This window comes from Stenotrophomonas sp. C-A, assembly GCF_054030835.1.
Genome location: NZ_CM132916.1, coordinates 2,313,163 through 2,333,770, shown reverse-complemented (window position 1 = coordinate 2,333,770; position 20,608 = coordinate 2,313,163). Strand labels below are relative to the sequence as shown.

General features: G+C 66.2%; 23 protein-coding genes and 1 pseudogene. 13 read left to right on the top strand and 11 right to left on the bottom strand.

What is annotated here, in order from left to right:
* Positions 1-32: 32 nt before the first annotated feature.
* From ACW5IY_RS11055 to ACW5IY_RS11040, 4 genes are all read right to left on the bottom strand, one after another.
* The gene (locus tag ACW5IY_RS11055) at positions 33-1,232 is read right to left on the bottom strand and encodes a hypothetical protein (protein WP_017355170.1); all 1,200 of its coding nucleotides are present in this window, start codon (positions 1,230-1,232) and stop codon (positions 33-35) included.
* Between the two features lie 94 nt (positions 1,233-1,326).
* Positions 1,327-1,539 carry a GDCCVxC domain-containing (seleno)protein gene (locus ACW5IY_RS11050; protein WP_080354540.1) on the bottom strand — a complete coding sequence of 71 codons (213 nt, stop codon included), beginning with the start codon at positions 1,537-1,539 and terminating at the stop codon, positions 1,327-1,329.
* Positions 1,532-1,819 (bottom strand): heavy-metal-associated domain-containing protein, encoded by a 288-nt coding sequence (locus tag ACW5IY_RS11045; RefSeq protein WP_017355169.1) that lies wholly within the window; start codon positions 1,817-1,819, stop codon positions 1,532-1,534. The genes ACW5IY_RS11050 and ACW5IY_RS11045 overlap by 8 nt, the downstream gene beginning before the upstream one ends.
* An 8-nt stretch (positions 1,820-1,827) precedes the next feature.
* Complete coding sequence (locus ACW5IY_RS11040) at positions 1,828-2,184, bottom strand: mercuric transporter MerT family protein (protein ID WP_017355168.1); 357 nt, start codon at positions 2,182-2,184, stop codon at positions 1,828-1,830.
* 41 nt (positions 2,185-2,225) lie between these two features.
* Between ACW5IY_RS11040 and ACW5IY_RS11035 the strand changes: the two genes are divergently transcribed.
* On the top strand, positions 2,226-2,651 hold the full coding sequence (locus ACW5IY_RS11035; RefSeq protein ID WP_017355167.1) for a MerR family transcriptional regulator: 426 nt from the start codon (positions 2,226-2,228) through the stop codon (positions 2,649-2,651).
* 42 nt (positions 2,652-2,693) lie between these two features.
* Here ACW5IY_RS11035 and ACW5IY_RS11030 read toward each other — a convergent pair.
* The 3 genes and pseudogenes from ACW5IY_RS11030 to ACW5IY_RS11020 all read right to left on the bottom strand — a co-directional run.
* Positions 2,694-2,852: pseudogene (locus ACW5IY_RS11030) on the bottom strand (oxidoreductase); the annotation flags it as partial.
* A 17-nt stretch (positions 2,853-2,869) separates the two neighbouring features.
* Complete coding sequence (locus tag ACW5IY_RS11025; protein WP_049436408.1) at positions 2,870-3,541, bottom strand: ChrR family anti-sigma-E factor; 672 nt, start codon at positions 3,539-3,541, stop codon at positions 2,870-2,872.
* On the bottom strand, positions 3,538-4,161 hold the full coding sequence (locus ACW5IY_RS11020) for a sigma-70 family RNA polymerase sigma factor (protein WP_049436407.1): 624 nt from the start codon (positions 4,159-4,161) through the stop codon (positions 3,538-3,540). The genes ACW5IY_RS11025 and ACW5IY_RS11020 overlap by 4 nt, the downstream gene beginning before the upstream one ends.
* Positions 4,162-4,293: 132 nt before the next feature.
* Between ACW5IY_RS11020 and ACW5IY_RS11015 the strand changes: the two genes are divergently transcribed.
* From ACW5IY_RS11015 to ACW5IY_RS10960, 12 genes are all read left to right on the top strand, one after another.
* A complete protein-coding gene (locus ACW5IY_RS11015) occupies positions 4,294-5,061 on the top strand; it encodes a hypothetical protein (protein WP_049436406.1) in 768 nt (255 codons plus the stop codon).
* An 81-nt stretch (positions 5,062-5,142) separates the two neighbouring features.
* On the top strand, positions 5,143-6,093 hold the full coding sequence (locus tag ACW5IY_RS11010; RefSeq protein ID WP_049436405.1) for an acyl-CoA desaturase: 951 nt from the start codon (positions 5,143-5,145) through the stop codon (positions 6,091-6,093).
* 1 nt (position 6,094) lies between these two features.
* Positions 6,095-7,372 (top strand): FAD-dependent oxidoreductase, encoded by a 1,278-nt coding sequence (locus tag ACW5IY_RS11005; RefSeq protein WP_049436404.1) that lies wholly within the window; start codon positions 6,095-6,097, stop codon positions 7,370-7,372.
* Positions 7,369-8,136, top strand: coding sequence for a DUF1365 domain-containing protein (locus ACW5IY_RS11000; protein ID WP_054171733.1), 768 nt, complete (start codon positions 7,369-7,371; stop codon positions 8,134-8,136). The genes ACW5IY_RS11005 and ACW5IY_RS11000 overlap by 4 nt, the downstream gene beginning before the upstream one ends.
* Positions 8,133-9,392 carry an SAM-dependent methyltransferase gene (locus tag ACW5IY_RS10995; protein WP_049436402.1) on the top strand — a complete coding sequence of 420 codons (1,260 nt, stop codon included), beginning with the start codon at positions 8,133-8,135 and terminating at the stop codon, positions 9,390-9,392. The genes ACW5IY_RS11000 and ACW5IY_RS10995 overlap by 4 nt, the downstream gene beginning before the upstream one ends.
* Position 9,393: 1 nt before the next feature.
* Positions 9,394-9,942, top strand: coding sequence for a DUF2878 domain-containing protein (locus ACW5IY_RS10990; protein WP_049436401.1), 549 nt, complete (start codon positions 9,394-9,396; stop codon positions 9,940-9,942).
* Positions 9,939-10,724, top strand: coding sequence for a DUF1295 domain-containing protein (locus tag ACW5IY_RS10985; RefSeq protein WP_049487009.1), 786 nt, complete (start codon positions 9,939-9,941; stop codon positions 10,722-10,724). Before ACW5IY_RS10990 ends, ACW5IY_RS10985 begins: the two co-directional genes overlap by 4 nt.
* Positions 10,721-11,794 carry an SAM-dependent methyltransferase gene (locus tag ACW5IY_RS10980; protein WP_049436400.1) on the top strand — a complete coding sequence of 358 codons (1,074 nt, stop codon included), beginning with the start codon at positions 10,721-10,723 and terminating at the stop codon, positions 11,792-11,794. The genes ACW5IY_RS10985 and ACW5IY_RS10980 overlap by 4 nt, the downstream gene beginning before the upstream one ends.
* A gap of 8 nt (positions 11,795-11,802) precedes the next feature.
* Positions 11,803-12,336, top strand: coding sequence for a lipocalin family protein (locus ACW5IY_RS10975; protein ID WP_049436399.1), 534 nt, complete (start codon positions 11,803-11,805; stop codon positions 12,334-12,336).
* Between the two features lie 240 nt (positions 12,337-12,576).
* Positions 12,577-12,990 carry a GNAT family N-acetyltransferase gene (locus ACW5IY_RS10970; RefSeq protein WP_457327231.1) on the top strand — a complete coding sequence of 138 codons (414 nt, stop codon included), beginning with the start codon at positions 12,577-12,579 and terminating at the stop codon, positions 12,988-12,990.
* A gap of 173 nt (positions 12,991-13,163) precedes the next feature.
* The gene (locus tag ACW5IY_RS10965; protein ID WP_049436397.1) at positions 13,164-13,790 is read left to right on the top strand and encodes a response regulator transcription factor; all 627 of its coding nucleotides are present in this window, start codon (positions 13,164-13,166) and stop codon (positions 13,788-13,790) included.
* Positions 13,787-16,111, top strand: coding sequence for an ATP-binding protein (locus tag ACW5IY_RS10960; RefSeq protein WP_100049928.1), 2,325 nt, complete (start codon positions 13,787-13,789; stop codon positions 16,109-16,111). Before ACW5IY_RS10965 ends, ACW5IY_RS10960 begins: the two co-directional genes overlap by 4 nt.
* Here the strand turns inward: ACW5IY_RS10960 and ACW5IY_RS10955 are convergent, their stop codons facing one another.
* The 4 genes from ACW5IY_RS10955 to ACW5IY_RS10940 all read right to left on the bottom strand — a co-directional run bounded on the left by ACW5IY_RS10955 (position 16,112) and on the right by ACW5IY_RS10940 (position 20,603).
* Entirely contained in the window at positions 16,112-16,867 is a 756-nt protein-coding gene (locus ACW5IY_RS10955) for a SapC family protein (protein ID WP_049436396.1), read from the bottom strand.
* A gap of 110 nt (positions 16,868-16,977) precedes the next feature.
* Complete coding sequence (locus ACW5IY_RS10950; protein WP_006366874.1) at positions 16,978-17,250, bottom strand: hypothetical protein; 273 nt, start codon at positions 17,248-17,250, stop codon at positions 16,978-16,980.
* Between the two features lie 151 nt (positions 17,251-17,401).
* Entirely contained in the window at positions 17,402-19,438 is a 2,037-nt protein-coding gene (gene fusA / locus ACW5IY_RS10945) for an elongation factor G (protein ID WP_049436395.1), read from the bottom strand.
* A 415-nt stretch (positions 19,439-19,853) separates the two neighbouring features.
* Positions 19,854-20,603 (bottom strand): hypothetical protein, encoded by a 750-nt coding sequence (locus tag ACW5IY_RS10940; RefSeq protein ID WP_049436394.1) that lies wholly within the window; start codon positions 20,601-20,603, stop codon positions 19,854-19,856.
* Between the last annotated feature and the right edge of the window lie 5 nt (positions 20,604-20,608).

Here is a 20,608-nt window from a genome sequence, read left to right as displayed (position 1 = left end):
GACACGCCCCAAGGGTCGGCTCCGGTGGGGAATCACTCCTCGATCCGTGACGACGTGAGCACCGCTGCGAATCCACCACCGGGGGTGCGCATGTTCGTGGTCTGGCCCTGGTACAGCCTGGCCGCGAACAACAGGACACCCGCCTCGGACGCGAAGCAGCGCACATCCGCCTTGAGGGACTGGCCCCCATGCACGATCCGCATGCTCGGTGGCGCGAAGGCCTGTGCGATGTAGGTCGCCGACGCCATAGACGCCCAAGTCCGCCGGGTCAACTTGTCGCCCCGATAACTCCCACGGCTGCCAAACCCTGCTGCAGGCTTGAAGAAATATCCGTTGCGCACTGCCCACAACGCATCCCGGTTCGCGGGCACGAGTTCGACCGTGGGCGGGATCACCTGGCCCAGCAGTGCCGTCGAACCCGCATCGACCCCGAACCCGCCGAGCAGAGCCGGGTCCCCGAGCACCGCAAGGTTGCGCTTGTCGGCAAACAGCGCGTGTGCTCGGGGATGCGGCATCAGCGCGACGTCCCCTGCCAGGTAAGCCTCACGAATGTCTGCATGCGAGGCATCCTCGAGCGCGAAATCGGTCAACCGGTTGTAGACAGTGTCGATTCGACCGTGGGCATCCTCAAGCCCGTCCGAACCAAACGACAAATCCTCGGGAGCGCTGATCACGCAGTCCACGCCATGGTCCCGAAACGCGTTCGCGTACAGCACAAACTCGGGGTAAAGGAACTGCGCTCGCGGAGTGCTGTCCACGATGGCCAGGCGCGACGGCGTGCGCCCGGATTGCTGCCGAGCATCCTCCATCCAGGCCGTGACGGCCGCATCACGCGCTTGGGCCGCGTTGGTCCAGGTGGCCCATGCTGGCGGCGCGCAAGACCGCACGGCATCGAGCAACAAGGCATTGAGGAGCAGACCGCCTGGATTGGTGTTGACCTCGATCAGCCGCGGGCCATCGACCGTCAGGTGAAAGTCCAGACCCAGGACGCCCCCCGCCGAACCCGGATCATGGGTTGCAATGTCAGGGGCCCATTGCAGGACCCGTTGGCTATATCCCGGGTTTCCTGCGACGTCGAAGACCGCCGCCGCGACTCGTCCCATGGCCTCCAACGCGGGCCGATCAACGAACAAGGCATAGGGTGAAAATAAGTGCGCGTGTACGGCGGGATCAGTCGTGAACTCCGGAAAGGCACCCCGGATCGACTCGTGCAGACGGAGGATGTCGACCACTTCGCATGCACACCGCTGGTTGAGCGGCGCGCTTTCCAGGGTGGCACAGTCGATCTCGCAGCCTGTCTGTCCAACTATTATCGGAGTCCGCGGTTCAACCACAACAGGGATTGTTCTGTTGGATCGGTGGACATGGCACTGTTCCGAACGAGCAGAACACACAGCAGTCGCCTTGATGCGGACGCAAAACCGCTCCACAGCCCGTGCACTCATAGAAGAATTGACACGCTGTGATGGGCATTGTCTCGGTCGCCCGATGGCCGCACTCCGGGCAGGTCAAGATGCTTTCCAGCTTGACGTCACTCACCGCCAGTCCGCACCTTGGCCGGGAAGCCTGCTTCCGTGACTGCACGCGCGATTCCGGCTGCATCCGTCTGGCTCGATTCGAACGTCACCGTGACTGTTTCAGCCCGGGTGTCCACCTTCACATCGGCCACGCCCGGCACCTTCTCCAGCGCCTTCCTGATGGTGATGCCGCAGGCGGGACAGGTCATGTTCTCAGCATCGAGCATCACTACGGTTGCGGGCGTCGCAAGAGCGGCACCGACCGACAGAGCAGCCACCAGGGCCAGTATCCACTTGTGCATCGCGCCTCCTACAGAATCCAGACGATGTAATAGGGAAACAGCAGCAACAGGACGATGAGGGCTGTCGCCAACCAGAGCCAACGTCGCCTGCGTCGCAGAGCGTCCGGGGCGATGCAACTGCCATCCACACCGCACCGTGCCGCCGGTCGATACAGCATCCAAAACGCCACGGCCAAGGACAGTACGGCGGCGGCGCTGAACCAGGGCCTCAAGGGATCGAGAGCTGTCAGGGTGCCGATCCAGGCGCCACTGATGCCCAGCAGGACCAGCACCAGCGGCACGACGCAGCAGACCGATGCGCCAATGGCGGCGATGCTCGCGCCAACGATGGCTGGAACAGACGATTTGGCCGGGGTTGTTTGCATCAGAGCATACTAGCCTCTGTACCTAGGTACGGAGTCAAGCCGTGCGTCCGAACACGTTTACGATCAGCCGGCTGGCGGCGGCGGCCGATGTGCACGTCGAAACCGTGCGCTACTACCAGCGGCGTAGGCTGCTGCGTCAACCCGAGCGACCCATAGGAGGCGTGCGTCGTTACGACGAAAACGATGTCAATCGGCTTCAGTTCATCCGGCGCGCTCAGATGATGGGATTCAGCCTCGACGAGATCGCTGGCCTGCTAGAGATCACAGGCGAAGGTTCTTGCGAGCAGACCCGTCAGCTGACCGAGCGAAAGCTCGTCGATGTCCGTCTACGAATCCGCGAGCTGCGACAGCTGGAGAGGGATCTCGAACAGAAAATAGCGCGGTGCGCCCAAGTGCCGGCGGGAGAGTGCTGCCCAACCCTCGATTTTCTGGAGCGGCCAATAAAGCCAGCTGCGACAGGCAGTTAGCTCACTTTCGGCCCGTTTTTACACGAATCCCTGCCGACCCTCGACCCGCTCGCTGCCCGCACCGTTGAGGCTGCCCGGACGCCGTACCAGCGCGGTCAGATGGCCGACATGCGGTGAGCGCTGGCAGGCCAGCGCCACGCCCTGCCCCACCAGCCCGGCGGCGCCGGTCAACAGAACACGCAATGCTTCTACCCTGGCCATCACCGTCTCCTGCCCCGCTAGAGCTTCACGAAGCGCTGGATCTTCCGCGCCAACCAGCCACTGAATACCAGCGGCGCATCCAGCGCCGAAACGCAGATGCACGGCACCCCCGGCGCGGTCACCGGCTGGTGCTCCACGTCCTCATCCAGGTCCGCCACGTCGCCGGGCGCGAACAACCCCAGCGCATCGTTGTACGAGCCCCGCAGGATCTGGGTCAGCTCGCTGCGGCCGTGGCTGTGCATCGGCAGGCACTTGCCCGGGGCGATCTTCAGCATGATCAGCGAAGGCATCTGCTCTGCACGGATGCAGTGCACGCCCGGCGCCATCCAGCGCCAGCGCAGGCCGCTGAGCGACGCGCCGAAATACGGGTGAAGCGAAGCAGGAAGATGGTCCGGATCGGCTTCGGGCCGCTCTCTCGAAGCGGGCCGCGACGCCACTGCCACGGCAGGCGCGTCCGTCGCCAGCCGCATCAACATCGCGTCGCGCAACTGCTCGCGGCGTAGATCGCCCGTGGATGGCTGGGTCTGTTCCAGCAAGACCGATCCGATCGCCTCGGCCTCGCGGAGGCGCTGGCGACAGTGCGGGCACTGCTCCAGATGCGCGCCCGCCACGATGCTCAACGGCGCCGGAAGCGCGCCCGCGGCGTAGCTCATCAGCGTGGATTCGTGTAGATGGTGGTGCGGATTCACAGCGCACCTCCCACTTTCGACTGCAATTGCAGGAACGCACGCCGCAGGTGCGATTTCACCGTGCCCAGCGGCATGCCCAGCGCCTCGGCGATCTCGCTGTGGCTCTTGGCCTCGAAGTAGGACATGCGCACAAGCCGCGCCTGCACCGCAGGCAGCTCGTTGATGCGCTGGCGCAACCGGGCCTGTTCGGCGAACTGTTCGGCGCTGCTGCGCTCGACCACGTCCATCATCGCGGCGTGCTCCACCGCCACCTGCACCTGCATCCAGCTGCGCTCGCGGCGCACGCGGTCGATATGCAGGTTGCGGGCGATACGGTACAGCCAGGTGCTCAGCGCACCCTGCGCGGCATCATAGTCGGCCGCCCGCAGCCACAGGCGCAGCAGGCATTCCTGCGCCAACTCCTCGGCCACCGCTTCGGGTGCGCCCAGCCCGCGCAGATAGACGCACAGGCGCGGCATGAAATGGTCATAGATCCGCATGAAACAGTCGCGGTCGCGCAGCCGCGCGACACCGTCCATGTCACCGGCCCAGTTTTTCGGCTCGCTGCTGGGCTGCTGGGAGCTGGACACGGTGCGTGCGCTGTTGAAGTTGGCAAGGGTGCTGGCGGCGTCAGGGTACATCTGCGTTCGCGGCGGGCGGGTGAAGGTCTGTTCCCTGTACGGGCGGGAATGGCAATTGGATGCAGCCCGCATTGCGCATCCAACCCGCCCCTCCTGCCGTACCACCTGGACACGCCCTAACGGATGAATTCCATGCGCATTGCCTGGCTGTTGTTGTGCCTGCCCCATGCCGCGCTGGCGGCCCCCTGGCTGCGAAGCGAGGGCGTGGCAACGTCCTCGCAGGGCCGGATCCTCTACCGGGAAGTTCACTGGCGCCGCGATGCAAGCGAGGGTGCCGAGCGCTGGGTGCTGTACCAGTGCCCGGGGGGCCAGCCGTTCGCCCGCAAGCACCTGCCAGCCAGCACCCGTCCGCAGGCACGCGGCTATTCACTGCAGGACCGGCGCAGTGGCCAGACGGCCGAGATCGAGACCGCCAGCGGTGCCGTGTCGGTCGCCTGGAAGGAGGATGCCGCCAGCCCGCCCCGGCAGCGCAGGCTCGATCTGCCGCCGGACGCAGTGATCGATGCGGGATTCGACGCGGCGGTCCGCCTGCACTGGACAGCGCTGATGCAGGGCGAACGCATTTCGCTGCCCTTCCTGGTGCCCGGGCGGCAGCGCTACTTCCCGGTGCAGGTCCGGCATACCGGCACCCTGCGCTGGCAGGGCATCGACGCCCAGTCCATCGAGGTCAGCCTCGACACCTGGTATGGCGGCATCGCGCCCCGCCTGTCGCTGGTCTATGCCAGCGCCGACCGGCGCCTGCTGGAATTCAACGGCACCAGCAACCTGCGCGATGCGCGCGGCACCTATCCGCAGGTGGCGGTGCGCTTCGGCTCACCTCCCGCGCAACGCCCCGCGTCGGAGTGGCAACAGGCGTGGGCGCAGCCACTGGTCGACCGCTGCCCCGTCACGAACACGTGAAGCCGACATTCACCGCAACACGTCGCATCCATTGCGCATTCTGCTACGTACAGGAAGACACGACACCCGCCGAGATCCGCCATGGCCTCTGTATCGCCCCTCCCCCGTCGACGCTGGCGCCTGCTGCGCACCCTGCAACGTTGGGTTGATACCGGCGACGCCGCAGATGCCGGCACGGAACAGCCGGGCCGCATCGACTGGCTGCGCGCGGTGCCGTTCGCGCTGATGCATGTGGCGTGCATCGCGGTGATCTGGGTGGGTGTCTCATGGACGGCCGTCATCGTGGCCATGGCGCTCTACTCGGTGCGCATGTTCGCCATCACCGCGTTCTATCACCGCTACTTTTCGCACCGCACCTTCCAGGCACCGCGCGCCGTGCAGTTCGTGTTCGCGGTGATCGGCGCGTCCAGCGTACAGCGCGGGCCGTTGTGGTGGGCTGCCCACCATCGCCACCACCATCGCCACGCCGACCAGCCGCTGGACCCGCATTCACCGCGCGAAGGCGGCTTCTGGCGCAGCCACATGGGTTGGTTCCTGACCCGCGAAGCCTTCGCCACCGACCTGTCGCGGGTGCCGGACCTGGCGCGCTTCCCGGAGCTGCGCTGGCTGGACCGTTTCGATACCGCCATTCCCGTGCTGCTGGCCATCGGCCTGTATGCATTGGGTGCAGCACTGGAGCAATGGGCTCCGGGCCTGCACACCTCCGGCCCGCAGCTGCTGGTGTGGGGATTCTTCATTTCCACCATCGTGCTGTTCCATGCCACGGTCACCATCAACTCGCTGGCTCATCGCTTCGGTCGTCGCCGCTTTGAGACCCGAGACGACAGCCGCAACAATCTCTGGCTGGCTCTGCTGACGTTCGGTGAAGGCTGGCACAACAACCACCACTTCTTCCCGGGCACCGTGCGCCAGGGCTTCCGTTGGTGGGAGATCGACCTGACCTGGTATGGGCTGCGTGCAATGGCGGCGTTCGGCCTGGTCAAAGGCCTCAAGCCCATCCCCGAATGGGTGCTGGCCAAGGCGAGGTACTGACATGCGCATCGCCATCATCGGTTCAGGCATCTCAGGGCTGGCCAGCGCCTGGTGGCTGCAGGAACGGCACGACGTGACGCTGTTCGAGGCGAGCGATTACCTGGGCGGCCACACCCATACCCACGACGTGCAGATAGACGGCACGCGCATGGCCGTGGACACCGGCTTCATTGTCTTCAATCCCCAGCACTACCCGCTGCTGACGGCGCTGTTCGAAGAGCTGGGAGTGGCGTCGCAGCCGACCACGATGAGCTTTTCGATGCACAGCGAACGCAGCGGCGTGGAGTACAACGCCACCTCGCTGGATGGCCTGTTCTGCCAGCGACGCAACCTGGTATCGCCGCGCTTCTGGGGCATGCTGGCCGATCTGCGCCGGTTCTACCGGGATGCCCCGCTGTTGCTGGCCGAGGAGGAAGGTCCAACGCTGGGCGAGTACCTGCGAGATCAGCGCTACGGCGAGGCCTTCATTGAAGAGCACCTGCTGCCGATGGCCTCGGCGCTGTGGTCGTCGCCCACCGCCACGGTGCAGGACTTCCCCGCGCGCTATCTGGCCCAGTTCATGGCCAACCACCAGATGCTGCAGATGACCGGGCGGTCGTCCTGGCGGGTCGTTACCGGCGGCTCGGCCCGCTACGTGGATGCATTGCGCCGCCGCTGGCGGGTGCATGAGCGCCTGCAGTGCCCGGTGCAGCGGGTGGAACGCACGCCTGGGGGCGCACGCGTGCACAGCGCCGCAGGCGTCGAGGCCTTCGACGAAGTCATCCTGGCCTGCCATAGCAACCAGGCGCTGGCCCTGCTGGGTGATGCCGACCCCGCTGAGCGCGAGGTACTGGGTGCCATCCGCTACCAATCCAACGAGGCGGTACTGCACACGGATGCATCCTTGCTGCCGCGCAACCGCAAGGCCTGGGCGGCCTGGAACGCGCATGTCCCGCAGGATCCAGCGGCGCCCTGCACGGTCAGCTACTGCATGAACCTGCTGCAGGGCCTGCACGGCAGCACGCCGCTGGTAGTCACCCTCAACCGCAGCGAGGCCATCGATCAGGCGAGGGTGCTGCGCACGCTGCACTATGCCCATCCAGTGCACGATCATGCTGCGGTTCGCGCGCAGCAGCGCTGGGCAGAGCTGCAGGGCCATCGCCACACCTGGTTCGCAGGGGCCTACTGGGGCTGGGGCTTCCATGAAGATGGCATCCGCAGCGCCCGCCGCGTGGTGGATGCGCTGGAGGCCTGCGCACCGCATCGCGAGGTATCGCTGCCGGGCGAGGTGGCGGCATGAGCGCCAGCGCACTGTATTTCGGGCAGGTGATGCACCGCCGGCATCATCCGCACCCGCATGCGTTCCGTTACCCCGTTGCGCAGCTGTTGCTCGACCTGGATGAGGTGGAGACCGTGTTTGCCGGGCGCTGGCTGTGGTCGCTCAATCGCCGCAACCTCGCCGAGTTCCGGCGCAGTGACTATTTCGGCGATCCCGCACAGCCTCTGGCCGATGCCGTGCGCGACCATGCCGCGAAGACGCTCGGTCATCGGCCTTCAGGGCCGGTGCGCCTGCTCACCCACCTTCGCTTCGCCGGGCGTGTGTTCAACCCGGTCAGCTTCTATTACTGCTACCAGGCCGACGGCAGCACGCTGGACTGCATCGTGGCCGAGATCACCAACACGCCCTGGAAGGAACGGCACGCTTATGTATTGCCGGTCGCTACGGCCACGCACGACGGCACCTCACTGCGTTGGCAGTTCGACAAATGCTTCCACGTCTCGCCGTTCATGCCGATGGACTGCCGCTACGACTGGCGCTTCAGCAGCCCCGATGAGGACCTGCGCGTGCACATGCAGGTCTGGCGCGACGGCATCCGGCAGTTCGATGCCACCCAGACGATGCACCGCCGCCGCCTGGATGGCCGCGGGCTGGCGCGGGTCCTCGCCTGCTACCCACTGATGACCACCCAGGTGGTGGCCGCCATCCACTGGCACGCGCTGCGGCTGTGGCTGAAGCGCAACCCCGTACACGACCACCCCACCCTTGCCGGGAAACCACGATGAACTCGATGACGCCTTCGGTGACCCTGCCGCGCCCTGGCGCGCTGGACGCCTTCCTGCGCCGCCGCCTGCTGGCGCAGCTTGCCCCCTTGCGCGATGGCCACCTGTGCGTGCGCGATGCCCTTGGCGAGGTCCGGCTGGGCAACGCCCACGCCGCGCTGCAGGTGACGGTGACCATCGAAGACCCGGCGTTCTATCGCAAGGTCGCTGCGCAGGGCAGCGTTGGTGCTGGCGAGAGTTACATCCAGGGCGAATGGCACTGCGATGATCTGGTGGCTCTGATACGCCTGCTGGTGCGCAACCGCGACCTGCTGGACGGCATGGAGCGCGGCCCGGCCCAGGTGGGTGGGTGGCTGCTGCGCGGCTGGAACCGGCTGCATCGCAACAGCCGTGAGGGCAGCCGGCGCAACATCGCCGCCCACTACGACCTGGGCAACGATTTCTTCGCCCTGTTCCTGTCACCGGACCTGATGTATTCGTCGGCGCTGTTCGCCAGCGAATCCGAATCACTGGAGTCCGCCTCGCGCCGTAAGCTGGACCGCATCTGTCAGCAGCTGCAACTCAAGCCCGGCGATCGCGTAGTGGAAATCGGTACCGGCTGGGGTGGCTTCGCGGAGCACGCGGCGCGGCACTACGGCTGCCATGTCACCACCACCACCATCTCTGCCGAGCAGCATGCGCTGGCCACCGAGCGCGTGCGGGACGCAGGACTGCAGGACCAGGTCACATTGTTGATGCAGGACTACCGCGACCTGCAGGGCCAGTTCGACAAGCTGGTATCGATCGAGATGATCGAAGCGATCGGCGCCGAATACCTGGACACCTACATGGCCACGCTGCAGCGACTGCTGAAGCCCGATGGTGTTGCCCTGCTGCAGGCCATCACCATCGAGGACCATCGCTACGAGCAGGCCCGGCGCAGCGTCGACTACATCAAGCGCTACGTGTTCCCGGGCAGCTTCATCCCATCGATCAATGCGATCATGGCCGCCAAGAGCCGATCCAGCGACCTGCAGCTGATCGCCCAGCAGGATTTCGGCCATTCCTACGCGCTGACCCTGCGCGCCTGGCGCCAGCGCTTCCTCGCACAGCTGCCCGCCGTGCAGGCACAGGGGTTCGATGCGCGCTTCTGCCGCCTGTGGGACTTCTACCTGGCCTACTGCGAAGGCGGCTTCCTGGAGCGTTCGATCGGTGTCTCGCATCTGCTGCTGGCACGCCCGGGCCATCGACCTGCGGTCCCGGCTGGCGAAGGTGACTGACATGTGCCGGTTCTGGGCCAACCTGCTTGGCAACCAGCTGGTCTGGCTGTGCGCGGTGGCCGGCGCCGGGCGCGGCTGGCAGTGGCCCGCGTTGCTGGCTGCGTCGCTGTATATCGGCAGCCAGCTGCTGACGTCGGCGCAACCACGGCTGGACCTGCGGCTGCTGCTGCTTGCGTTGGCCTGCGCCTGGCTGGTCGACGCCAGTGCGGCCGCCAGCGGCACCGTGCGCTACGCCGCGTCTCCGCTGGGATGGGCGCCGCCACCCTGGATCATGGCCTTGTGGGCGGCATTCGCCATGACCCTGACCACCTCGATGCGCTTCCTGCAGCGCCACCCTGCCCTGCCGCCCCTGTTCGGCCTGCTGCTGGCGCCACTGGCCTACCTGTCGGCCGCGCGTGGATTCGATGCGGTGCAGTTCAACAGCCCGATGTGGCATGGCGTCCTGGTGCTGGGCGCAGGCTGGGCCATTGCACTTTCCCTCCTGTGCCGCGCCGCCCGTAGCGGCCCGCGTACTACGCCACAACCACCTCTCGTCGGAGCGTCATCATGATCAACCTGCTCTGGGTGCTGCTCTACGCGCTACTGGTGATGAGCTGGGGCTGGGCCTGGCAGCGCCGCCACCACAACATCGGCGTTGTGGATGTGCTCTGGGCCAAGGGCGTGGGCGCCGCCGCGCTGTTGCTGGCGCTGCTGGGCGAAGGTGCGGTGACACCACGGCTGGCGCTGGCGGTGCTCGGTGGCCTGTGGGGCGGTCGCCTGGCCCTTCATCTCTGGCATCGGGTCCGGCACGAAGCAGAGGACGGGCGCTATCGCTACCTCCGTGAGCACTGGCAGGGACACCAGGGAAAGATCTTCGGGTTCTTCATGGCGCAGGCACTGCTGGTGGTGCTGTTTGCCCTGCCCTTCGTCGCGGTCGCCGCCAATCAAGCCGCTGACACGACGCCCTGGGTGCTGGCGGCCGCGCTCGTCTGGCTGCTGAGCGTGGGCGGAGAAGCGCTGGCCGACCGGCAGCTGGCCCGGTTCCGCGCCAACCCGGCGAACAAAGGCCGCACCTGCCGTGATGGACTCTGGCGGTATTCCCGCCACCCCAACTACTTCTTCGAGTGGCTGCACTGGTTCACCTACGTGCTGCTGGCCGTCGGCTCCCCGCTGTGGTGGCTGGCCTGGCTCGGCCCCGTGCTGATGTATGTGTTCCTGCGCTATCTGAGCGGCATCCCGTTCACCGAGAAGCAGGCCCTGCGCAGCCGCGGCGACGACTACCGCGCCTATCAGCGCAGCACACCGATGTTCTTTCCCTGGTTCCCCCGCCCTTCCAAGGAGCATTCCGCATGAGCGCGATACCGTCACTGAATCCGACCGAGGAAGCAGAAACCGGGCTGACCGCCTGGGCCGAACGCGGCCTGCTGCCGGACGCTGCGCTGCGTGCTGGCATCCGACGGCTGTGCGCGCAACGCCTGCAGGAAGAATCGGCAGGTGGAATCGAAGCGCAGTCCGCGCGTTTCAGCCACCGCATCGCCGAACTGGCCAACAGCCCGCTGGCCCTGCACACCGATGCCGCCAACCGGCAGCACTATGAAGTGCCCGCGGCGTTCTTCCAGGCCTGCCTCGGCAACCGGTTGAAGTACAGCAGCTGCTATTACCCCACCGGGCGCGAAACATTGGACCAGGCTGAAGAAGCAATGCTGCAGTTGTACGGCCAGCGCGCTGGCCTGGCCGATGGACAGCACATTCTCGAACTGGGCTGCGGCTGGGGCTCGCTGACGCTGTGGATGGCCGAGCGCTATCCGCGCGCAACGATCACGGCCGTGTCCAACTCGCACAGCCAGCGCGAACACATCATGGCCCAGTGCCAGGCGCGCGGACTGCCCAATGTTGAAGTGCTCACCCGTGACGTGAACCAGCTGGAACTGGCCACCGCGCAGTTTGATCGCTGCGTTTCGGTCGAGATGTTCGAGCACGTGCGCAACTACGAGCGCCTGCTGGCGCGCATCGCACAGTGGCTGAAGCCGGACGGTGCGTTGTTTGTGCACATCTTCGCCCATCGCACGCTGATGTACCCGTTCGAAACCGAGGGCGGCGACAACTGGATGGGCCGCCATTTCTTCACCGGCGGACTGATGCCGGCCGCCGATACCCTGCTGCATTTCCAGCGCGACCTGCGGCTGGATCAGCGCTGGTTGCTGGACGGCACCCACTACCAACGCACCGCCGAGCACTGGCTGGCCAATCAGGATGCAGCACGCGACCGGGTGATGCCAATACTGGCAGCGACCTATGGGCCGGCGGCTGCGCGCATCTGGTGGCAACGCTGGCGGATGTTCTGGATGGCGTGTGCCGAGCTGTTCGGCTACGACGACGGCCAGCAGTGGCTGGTGGCCCACTACCTGTTCCGGCCCCGCTGAGGTGTGACATGCGAAAGTTTCCACTGCTTCCCCTGATCGCGATCGGCCTGTTCGGTTCCGGCTGCAGCTCCAGCGACACGCGCCCACTGCCGCGTCCGCCATCGGTGGATGTGCCGCGTTTCATGGGTGACTGGTACGTGATCGCGCATATCCCATCGCGGCCTGAACGCGAGGCCTTCGACGCCGTGGAGAGCTATGCCCTGCGCTCCGATGGGCGCATCCAGACCACCTTCACCTATCGCAAGGGCAGTTTCGATGCCCCGCAGAAATCGATGCACCCCATCGGCCGTGTCGAGAAGGAAGGCAATGGCGCGATCTGGGGCATGCAGTTCATCTGGCCGATCCAGGCTGAGTACGTGATCGCCTGGCTCGACGAAGGCTACCGCCAGACCATCGTGGCGCGAAGCAAGCGTGATTACGTCTGGTATATGGCCCGCACCCCGCAGGTGTCGGACAGAGACTACCAGCAGGCAGTCGAGCGGATTGCGGCGATGGGTTACGACACCCGCACGCTGAGACGGGTACCGCAGTCGGTGCGATGACACCGCACCTTCGTCCCAGGTGGATCGTCCTCGAGCAAGAGTCGATCATCAATCATTGCAACGTGGTGCTTTCGCCATGCGCCCTTCAGATACGATGCTGGACAAGCCAGCAGGGTCTGAACGGATACACGACCAATGAATAGCACTCCTGGCAGTACCATCACAGCCTCCTGGAATGGCTTCGCCGTCCGGCAGATCCTTCCGTGCGACCTCGACCTCATCTGCGCTCACCGTGAAGCGATGTTCCGTGAAAGCGGCCGGAGCGAAGAGGTCCTGCAGCAGATGGCAGCCCCGTTCCGTAGATGGCTGGAGCCGCGCCTGGTGTCGGGCGACTACTTCGGCCATGTCCTTTCCGACAATGGACACCCCATCGCAGGCATCGGCCTGATGCTGATCGACTGGCCACCCCACCCCGCCCATCCAGAGCAGGACTCGCGCGGCTACGTACTCAATGTCTACGTGGAGCCCGGCTACCGGCGTCGCGGCATCGCCCGCCAGCTGATGAAGCTGGCCGACCACGCGTTCGCCGGGCGAGGGGTGGCCTACGCGGTGCTGCACGCTACCGCCCAAGGGAAGCCCCTGTATGCCGATCTCGGATGGGCTGCGACCAGCGAAATGGCCCGCGACCTGCGCAGCGGGGGCGACGTGCCCTGAAGGGTCTGACTGTGGCCTGACAATCCACTGCATCAACCGGCAATACTGGATTGATAGATCTTGCACATCGACCCTTAGGAATAATCGCAAAAATCCAACAAATTCGATGCTCGACGCGACAGCAGCGCCAGAATGATCGCCACGCCCTTCGGGCGCCGATCACCTCCCAGCGCATGAATGGATACCCTGCACCGCGCCGACTGCGGCTGGCACTCCTCGACGATCACGAAGTCGTCCGCCGCGGCACCGTCCTGCACCTGTCCCGCGACCTCCGCTTCGATATCGTCGCCAGTCACACCCGCAGCGATGAGCTCGTTGGCAGCCTGCGCCAGCTGGCAGTGGATGTCGCCATCATCGATCTCACCCTGGCGCCCGGCGACCGCAGCAGTGATGAACTGGTCTCCCTGCTGCGCCAGTGTTTTCCTCATGTTCCCCTGCTCGCCTTCGCCACGCTGACGCCAACCACCCGCATCGACCACCTGCTGACGGCCGGCATCAGCGGCGTGGTCAGCAAGTCCGAGCCCCTGGAGATGTTGTCTGAAGCCATCGTGCGCATCTCGCAGGGACTGTGCCGCCTGCCCACCGATTGCCTGTTCCCGGCCAATCGCGAGGAGCTCAGTCGCAATGAACGCGAAGTGCTGGACCTGCTTCTGGCCGGCCTGACCGTCTCGGAGATCGCGCTGCACCGTCATCGCAGCGTCAAGACGGTCAGCACCCAGAAGATCGCCGCCCTGCGCAAGCTAGGGTTGCGCAATGACGTGGAGATCTATGCACTGCGGCGGCAGCTGGAGGTGCGATGAGGCGCCGCGCTCGTCTCCGTCTGCGCACTTCGTGCACCTTGCTGCTGGCCCTGATCCTGCTGCCCGCAGCCTCGGCCGAGGATGCGCAACTGCAGGAATGGTCCGCCGGCCGCGAAGTGCGGGTCGCCACCGCGCCATCACTGCGCCCGCTACCTGCAGCGCTGGCAGATTCAAGCACGCCCCTCACCCTCGCCCATGGTTATGCCGACCTTGTCGCTCAGCATTCCGGCCTGCGCTTCCGTGATCTCACCTACACCAGCACGAGCGCGGCGGTCGCTGCCGTCTGCCGGCACGAGGCCGACCTGGTGCTGGTCATGGGCAATCCTTCGCATCGCCCGCTTCCCTGTCCCGACCTGATGGCATCGGGCGCTTTCCATGGCGGCAGGACGGTGCTGGCCTCGCGTAAAGGCGAGCGCCCACCCCGTGACGTCACCGGGGTGAGGGCGCAGGTGCTGGCCGTAGTTGACGGTGGCCCCTATGCCGACTGGCTGGCGACCCACCATCCACAGATCCACCTGCTGCGCCTTCACGACCGCCATGCGGCGCTGGCCGCCGTAGAGAGCGGTATCGCCGATGCGGCCATCGGCCTGGAAGCAACGCTGCAGTCGATGATCCGGAAGCACTTCGCGGGCAACCTGCAACTGCACCCGTTCGACAGCGATTTTTCCACCGATCTGCACCTGTTTGTCCGCCGCGAGGACCAGCAGCTGCTGGCGCGCATCGATCAGGCGCTGCGCGCCATCACGCTCGAAGAGCACGCAGGCCTGCTGGAGTTGTGGGCACAGCAGATGCTGCCCGCATCCATCGAGAGCACACTTGACCAGATGCGCCTCCCGCTCCTGCGATGGCTGCTGTGTCTGGCCACGGCACTCATCGGCCTACCTGTGCTCTGGCAGGCGCTACGTTGGCGAATCGGCCGCACGGAACGCCGCTTGGGGCGCGCGGCGGGGATGATCAGCCATGAGGTGCGCAATTCCGCGCAGACGATTCTGGCTTCGATCGACCTGCTGAGCCAGTCACACCTGCCCAAGGGGCAGCGCGAACTGCTCGCGGCAGCGCTTGCCGCCGGCCACTCGCTGCGCAGGCTGCTCGATCGCTCACTGACGTTCTCGCGCCTTGCCAGCGGCAGCTTCAGGCCGCATCCCGTGCCCTGTGACGTCGGTCAACTCTGTACGCGTGCACTGGAAGCGATCCGGCCGGAGGCACTACGGAGAGGCCTGTCACTCCAGCTCGATCGCGCGCCCGACCCAGCGCCGGTGGTCGCGCTGGATGCTGATGGACTGCGCCAGATTGTCGACAACCTGCTGGGCAATGCATTGAAATTCACGGATGTCGGCGGTATCGAAGTGCGCCTGCAACTATCGCCCGCCCTGTCTCCCCGGGAGCTGTTGCTGGATGTGATCGACAGCGGCATCGGCATTGCGCCCGCTCAACTGGCGCTTCTGTTCCGGCCATTCCAGCAGAGCGAGGAGGGCCAGAGACGTGGCGGCAGCGGGCTGGGCCTGACGATCGCGCACGAACTGGCCGTTGCCATGGGCGGCAACCTGACCGCACACAGCGTGCATGGGCGCGGCAGCCGCTTCACCCTGCGATTGCCGGTCCGCGCCGTCCACGGCGATCCGCCACCCATCGAGCCGCTGCAGCAGACACCACTGGCCGGCATCGACCTGCTCCTGGTAGAAGATCATGCACTCAGCCGGCACATCGTCGCAGAGCAGCTGCGCCGGCTGGGTGCGGATGTACGCGCGGTTGCCGATGCCGACACCGCACTGGCCGAGCACGCGCTACGACCGCGCGCCACGGTCGTGCTGGACATCGGGCTTCGCGACTCGGATGGCTACGCTCTGGCGCAGCAGCTGCGCGCGCAGGCAGAGCCCCCCCTGCGAGTGATTGCCCTGTCCGCCCGCATGGGGCGCCGGCACGCGGCGCGCTGCCGAAGGGCCGGATTCGACGCCATCCTGGTCAAGCCATTGCAGGTTGCGAGCTTGCTGCAGGCGCTGGGCCTCCCGCCCCCGGCGCACGGTACTGCGCCGGATGACGCCCCTGGCGTCGAGCCGGATTACGCTGCAGACATTGCCTATGAGCTGGACAGGATCGAACAGGCCGTGCAGGACGTCGATGCTGCGACACTACGCCACCATGTGCACCGCCTGCAGGGCACGCTGCAGATGTGCCGGGCAATGGATCAGGCCGGCATGGCGGCCGCTCTGTGGGAGCTGGGGCATGAGACCGCGCCTGACTGGGTCCAGGCGCGGCGGCTGCTGCAGGGATTGCAGCAGTGGCACGGCTCCCGCAGGGCGGAAGCCGCACCATCGGCCTGATCAGGCCGCCAGGCGCTCGACCTGGCGACGGGTCAGGTCATTGAAGCGACCCAGCGACATCAGGTGCTGGTGGATCAGCGCCAACCAGCCGCTGCGGTGCCACTCGACCACGGTCGCTTCCGGCAGGGCCACGAACTTCTCCACGTCCACCACCAGGAAGCCGTTGAGATTGAACTCGCGGCCATCCGGGGTGCGGACGGTGGCATTGCGCTCGACCAGCAGGCCGTTGTCGATCAGGGCCTTGGAGAAAGCCTGGGTCTGTTCATGCTCGCGGGTGTACTGGCCGCAGAACTCCAGCGCCTGCTGCACCATGTCGGTGGCCTTGCCGTCCACGAACAGCGGCTGGCCTTCGTCACCGCCCTTGACCACGCGCGAGCTCTCTTCGTCGATGCCCAGCAGGAAGTCGTTGTCCGCACCGGTGTCGATGAAGATGAAGGGGTGGCGACGCAGGTAGGCCGGGATATAGGCCTCGTCTTCCCACAGGCCGTCCTTGATGAACAGGTTCTGGTCGGAAACACCAACGGCGGCCATCGGCACGGCGGTCGGGCCAGCGAACAGGATCGGGAAGTGGTGCAGGGCCAGCGAGAACTCGCCCAGCACCAGCGGAATGGCGTTGTTGCCGGCGGCAAACTCGAGCTTGCCCGGCAGGATGCGCAGATTGGCATGCACATCGGCCTGCAGCGGCACCGGACGGGTGTAGAACAGGGGGGCGCTGCTCGGCGCCGCTTCGGTGGTGGTGTCGCTGGTGGTCGTCATCTTGGGAACCGTTCGATCATGCGCGCCTGCCATCCCGGGCGCGCCAGCGGGAACAACCTGAATCCCGCATTATCAACAAGCTCGATGACAACGGCCACCCCACCGACGGCCTATTTCAGCTGCAGGGGGTAGCGCTGCCAGAGCACGTGGACCAGGAAGCCGGCCAGCTCGGTGTCGCGCGCGCTGACTGCGGCGCGGATCTTGTCCAGCAGCACCATGTCCGAGCAGGCGCGCACATCGGCGTGGTTGGCCTGCCCTGCCCGGCGCGCGCGGTAGCGTGCGGCCCGCTGCGCGTCACTCATTGCGTACCCGAACTTGGGCGGACGGCCGCGCTTTCGCGGCAGGGTCAGCTCCAGGGTTCCGGGGTCTTTGTCATCACGCATGAGAGGGGTGCGGGCGGCGGCGAGCAACGGGGGGTGCGCAATTTATCGTGAGGCATCACTTTAATCCAGCTTTTTCTGCAGTTTTGTTGCAATGCAATGCAAAAAGCCGTCGCAAAAAAGGGAGCCCGCGAACGGGCTCCCTTCACCTTCCTCATGCAGCGCGTACCGGCTCATAGCCGTGCAGGTGCGCCTCGCTGCTCGCCCGCCCCTGGCTGAGCGAACGCAGCGACGTGGTGTAACCCACCAGCTGCGCCAGCGGCGCAAAGCCACTGACCTCGGCGCGACCGTCCTGGTCGTCGATGCGGGCAATGCGACCATGGCGACGGTTGAGGTCGCCCACCACATCACCCACCGACGCTGATGGCGAATGCACCGTCACCGCCATCACCGGTTCCAGCAGCTGCGTGCCACCCTCGGCCAGCGCGGCCTTGATCGCCTCGGCACCCGCACGATGGAACGCCATCTCCGACGAGTCCTTGGCATGGGTCTGGCCATCGACAAGACTGACCTCGATACCGACCACCGGATGGCCCTGCGGCCCTTCCGACAGCGCGGCACGCACGCCCTTCTCCACCGCAGCGATGAAGCTGCGCGGCACCACGCCACCGACAATGCGGTCGTTGAACACCACCTGGTCGTCCTCGCGCGGCAATACATCCAGTACCACGTGCGCGAACTGGCCCTGGCCACCGGTCTGCTTGACCAGCCGCCCGACGACGCCGGTCATCGCACGCATCGGCGTCTCCTGGTAGGCCACGCGCGGCGAGCCCACGCCCACATCCACCTTCCATTCGCTGCGCAGGCGTTCGACCATCACCTCCAGGTGCAGCTCGCCCATTCCCCAGACCAGGGTCTCCGCCGTGTCGCGATCGGTTTCGACGCGGAACGACGGATCTTCCTGGGCCAGGCTGGCCAGGCCCTGCGCCATCCGGATCAGGTCGGCCGCACGCGCCGGCTCCAGCCGCCAGGCCAGCACCGGCGCCTGTGCCTGGATGTTCTCCAGGCGCAGCGGCTGCGCACGGCCGCTCAGCGTTTCGCCGCTGACCGCATCCTTCCAGCCCAGCACCGCGACGATGTCACCGGCCACGGCCTGTTCGATGTCGTGAGTCTGGTCGGCCTGCACCCGCACCAGCCGGCTGACACGCCGGCCCTGCGGATGCTGCGAGCTGGCCACCGCGTCGCCCACCTTCAAGGTGCCCGAGTACAGGCGCACGAAGCTGAGGGCGCCGTGCTGCTGATGGGTGATCTTGAACAGCAAGCCTGCCAGCGGACCATCCGGGTCCGGCGGCAGTACCACCTCGCCGCGCTCGCTTTCAGCGGTCACGGCAGGCCGGTCCAACGGCGATGGCAGGTAATCGACCACGGCGTCCAGCAGCGTCTCGATGCCCTTGTCCTTGAACGCGGCACCGGCCAGCACAGGCACGCCCGCACCCGCCAGCGTCGCCCGACGGATCGCTGCGCGCAGCTGTTCGGCATCGATCACGCGCCCTTCCAGCCAGGCATCGGCCAGCTGCTCGTCGTGATCAGCCACGGCTTCGACCAGCGCATCGCGCTGTGCCTGCCACTGGGCGCGCACCGCGCCGTCCCACGGGGTCATCGTGGTTGCGGCACCATCCTGCCACTGCAGCACGCGCTCATCGACCAGATCGACCCAACCGTTGAAGCCACCTTCGCTGCCCAGCGGTACGCCCAGCGCCCACGGACGTGCCTGCAGCTTGTCCTGCAGCTGCTCCAGCACGCGCTCGAACGAAGCGCCGACGCGGTCCATCTTGTTGACGAAAGCGATCAGCGGCACGCGATGGCGGCGCGCCTGGCGCCACACCGTCTCGGACTGCGGCTGCACGCCGTCCACGGCCGAGAACACGGCCACGGCACCGTCGAGCACGCGCAGTGAACGTTCGACTTCGATCGCGAAGTCGATGTGGCCGGGGGTGTCGATCAGGGTGAGCCGATGCGGCGGCAGGTCACGCGGCGCCCACTGCGCCTGCACGGCGGCAGCGCCGATGGTGATGCCACGCTCGCGCTCGATCGCCGAAAAGTCGGTGGTCGCATTGCCGTCGTGCACTTCGCCGACGCGATGGATCTCGCCGCTTTTCCACAGCAGGCGTTCGGTCAGGGTGGTTTTGCCGGCGTCGATGTGGGCAATGATGCCAAGGTTGCGACGGCGGGAAAGGACTTGGGTATTCATGAGAAAGGTTCCTGCAAAGCCAACTTCGGGGGCCGCGCACCCCGGTTGGCGACAGGGTGCGCGGCTAGCGTTCGGTCTCGGCGATCTGGTGCATGGCACGTTCTCCTTGCGGTACATCGGGTTACGGGAAATGGAACTGCGGAAACGAAAAGAGCGCCCCGGAGGGCGCTCTGTCGAAGGTCCAGCGATGGCCGCTTCAACGGCCTCGTGGGGCTCCAGGCAGACACGCCCGTTCCGCGCTTGCGCGGGTCAGGGTGAAAAACTTCAGGAGCGGCATCCGGTTCATGGGGCGCATTCTAGACCTGCCAATCTGGCGCGCAAGTGAATATTGCGCACATAAATGGAACGATGAAGCCGGCGGGCATCGGGGTCGGACCCCTTTGCGACGGCCAAGGGCTCTGACCCCTCCCCTGCCTTAGTTGCAGTTGTGCAGCTTGCGCGCCTCACCCACGGTCGCCGCCTGGTCGCCCCCCATCGAGATCCATCCCTTCAACGACATCGCCAGATCCACCTGCGCCTGGCGCGGGCCACCATGGATCACCACCTCGGTCCAGCTGCCGACCGGCGCCAGCTCCGACAATCGTGCAGCCTGGTCGTCTTCGGTGCTGAACATATCGCCTGGCTCCGCAGGCTTGGCCTTGTTCATGGTCTCGGTCTTGCGCGCCCGGATCCGCAGCGCGCCATCGGCCATGCGTTGGGTGGTGACTTCATGGCGTTCCACCCCGTAGGCCCAGCTGCTCTCTCCCGCGCGACGGGTCTCGCTACCGTCGTCTGCCACCACCACGGAATCACCCGCCGCTTCTGCCACGGCCGCAACCGAACCCATTCCGGACATCAGCGCCTGGTAGGCAATCATCTGCCGCTGTTCGGTGGCCAGCGCAACGTCACCTGCCTTGCCGGCAGGAATCTGAAGGTACACCGCCTCCCTGCACAACATCAGTACCTGCTGGTCGTCCCAGCTGATGAGCACTTCATCACTGGCGAAATAGCGGGTCGCCACCGGAACCACAGGAGCGCTCCCGCCAGCGGAATACCGGCTCTCGATCAGCGAGGCCTGCTCGGCGGCCTTGATCAGGGAAACCGAGGATGCCGACGCAGTGCTGGCGGCGCATACGGAGGCGACCATTGCCGAGAGCAGCACGCCATGTGAAACAGTACGGATCATTGCAT

What these genes read in the sequence shown, in the direction of transcription:
- ACW5IY_RS11045 (WP_017355169.1), bottom strand. Translation starts at nt 1,819, where the DNA reads ATGCACAAGTGGATACTGGCCCTGGTGGCTGCTCTGTCGGTCGGTGCC.
- ACW5IY_RS11040 (WP_017355168.1), bottom strand. Translation starts at nt 2,184, where the DNA reads ATGCAAACAACCCCGGCCAAATCGTCTGTTCCAGCCATCGTTGGCGCG.
- ACW5IY_RS11020 (WP_049436407.1), bottom strand. Translation starts at nt 4,161, where the DNA reads ATGTACCCTGACGCCGCCAGCACCCTTGCCAACTTCAACAGCGCACGC.
- ACW5IY_RS11015 (WP_049436406.1), top strand. Translation starts at nt 4,294, where the DNA reads ATGCGCATTGCCTGGCTGTTGTTGTGCCTGCCCCATGCCGCGCTGGCG.
- ACW5IY_RS11010 (WP_049436405.1), top strand. Translation starts at nt 5,143, where the DNA reads ATGGCCTCTGTATCGCCCCTCCCCCGTCGACGCTGGCGCCTGCTGCGC.
- ACW5IY_RS11005 (WP_049436404.1), top strand. Translation starts at nt 6,095, where the DNA reads ATGCGCATCGCCATCATCGGTTCAGGCATCTCAGGGCTGGCCAGCGCC.
- ACW5IY_RS11000 (WP_054171733.1), top strand. Translation starts at nt 7,369, where the DNA reads ATGAGCGCCAGCGCACTGTATTTCGGGCAGGTGATGCACCGCCGGCAT.
- ACW5IY_RS10995 (WP_049436402.1), top strand. Translation starts at nt 8,133, where the DNA reads ATGAACTCGATGACGCCTTCGGTGACCCTGCCGCGCCCTGGCGCGCTG.
- ACW5IY_RS10990 (WP_049436401.1), top strand. Translation starts at nt 9,394, where the DNA reads ATGTGCCGGTTCTGGGCCAACCTGCTTGGCAACCAGCTGGTCTGGCTG.
- ACW5IY_RS10985 (WP_049487009.1), top strand. Translation starts at nt 9,939, where the DNA reads ATGATCAACCTGCTCTGGGTGCTGCTCTACGCGCTACTGGTGATGAGC.
- ACW5IY_RS10980 (WP_049436400.1), top strand. Translation starts at nt 10,721, where the DNA reads ATGAGCGCGATACCGTCACTGAATCCGACCGAGGAAGCAGAAACCGGG.
- ACW5IY_RS10975 (WP_049436399.1), top strand. Translation starts at nt 11,803, where the DNA reads ATGCGAAAGTTTCCACTGCTTCCCCTGATCGCGATCGGCCTGTTCGGT.
- ACW5IY_RS10970 (WP_457327231.1), top strand. Translation starts at nt 12,577, where the DNA reads ATGTTCCGTGAAAGCGGCCGGAGCGAAGAGGTCCTGCAGCAGATGGCA.
- ACW5IY_RS10965 (WP_049436397.1), top strand. Translation starts at nt 13,164, where the DNA reads ATGAATGGATACCCTGCACCGCGCCGACTGCGGCTGGCACTCCTCGAC.
- ACW5IY_RS10960 (WP_100049928.1), top strand. Translation starts at nt 13,787, where the DNA reads ATGAGGCGCCGCGCTCGTCTCCGTCTGCGCACTTCGTGCACCTTGCTG.
- ACW5IY_RS10955 (WP_049436396.1), bottom strand. Translation starts at nt 16,867, where the DNA reads ATGACGACCACCAGCGACACCACCACCGAAGCGGCGCCGAGCAGCGCC.
- ACW5IY_RS10950 (WP_006366874.1), bottom strand. Translation starts at nt 17,250, where the DNA reads ATGCGTGATGACAAAGACCCCGGAACCCTGGAGCTGACCCTGCCGCGA.
- fusA (WP_049436395.1), bottom strand. Translation starts at nt 19,438, where the DNA reads ATGAATACCCAAGTCCTTTCCCGCCGTCGCAACCTTGGCATCATTGCC.
- ACW5IY_RS10940 (WP_049436394.1), bottom strand. Translation starts at nt 20,603, where the DNA reads ATGATCCGTACTGTTTCACATGGCGTGCTGCTCTCGGCAATGGTCGCC.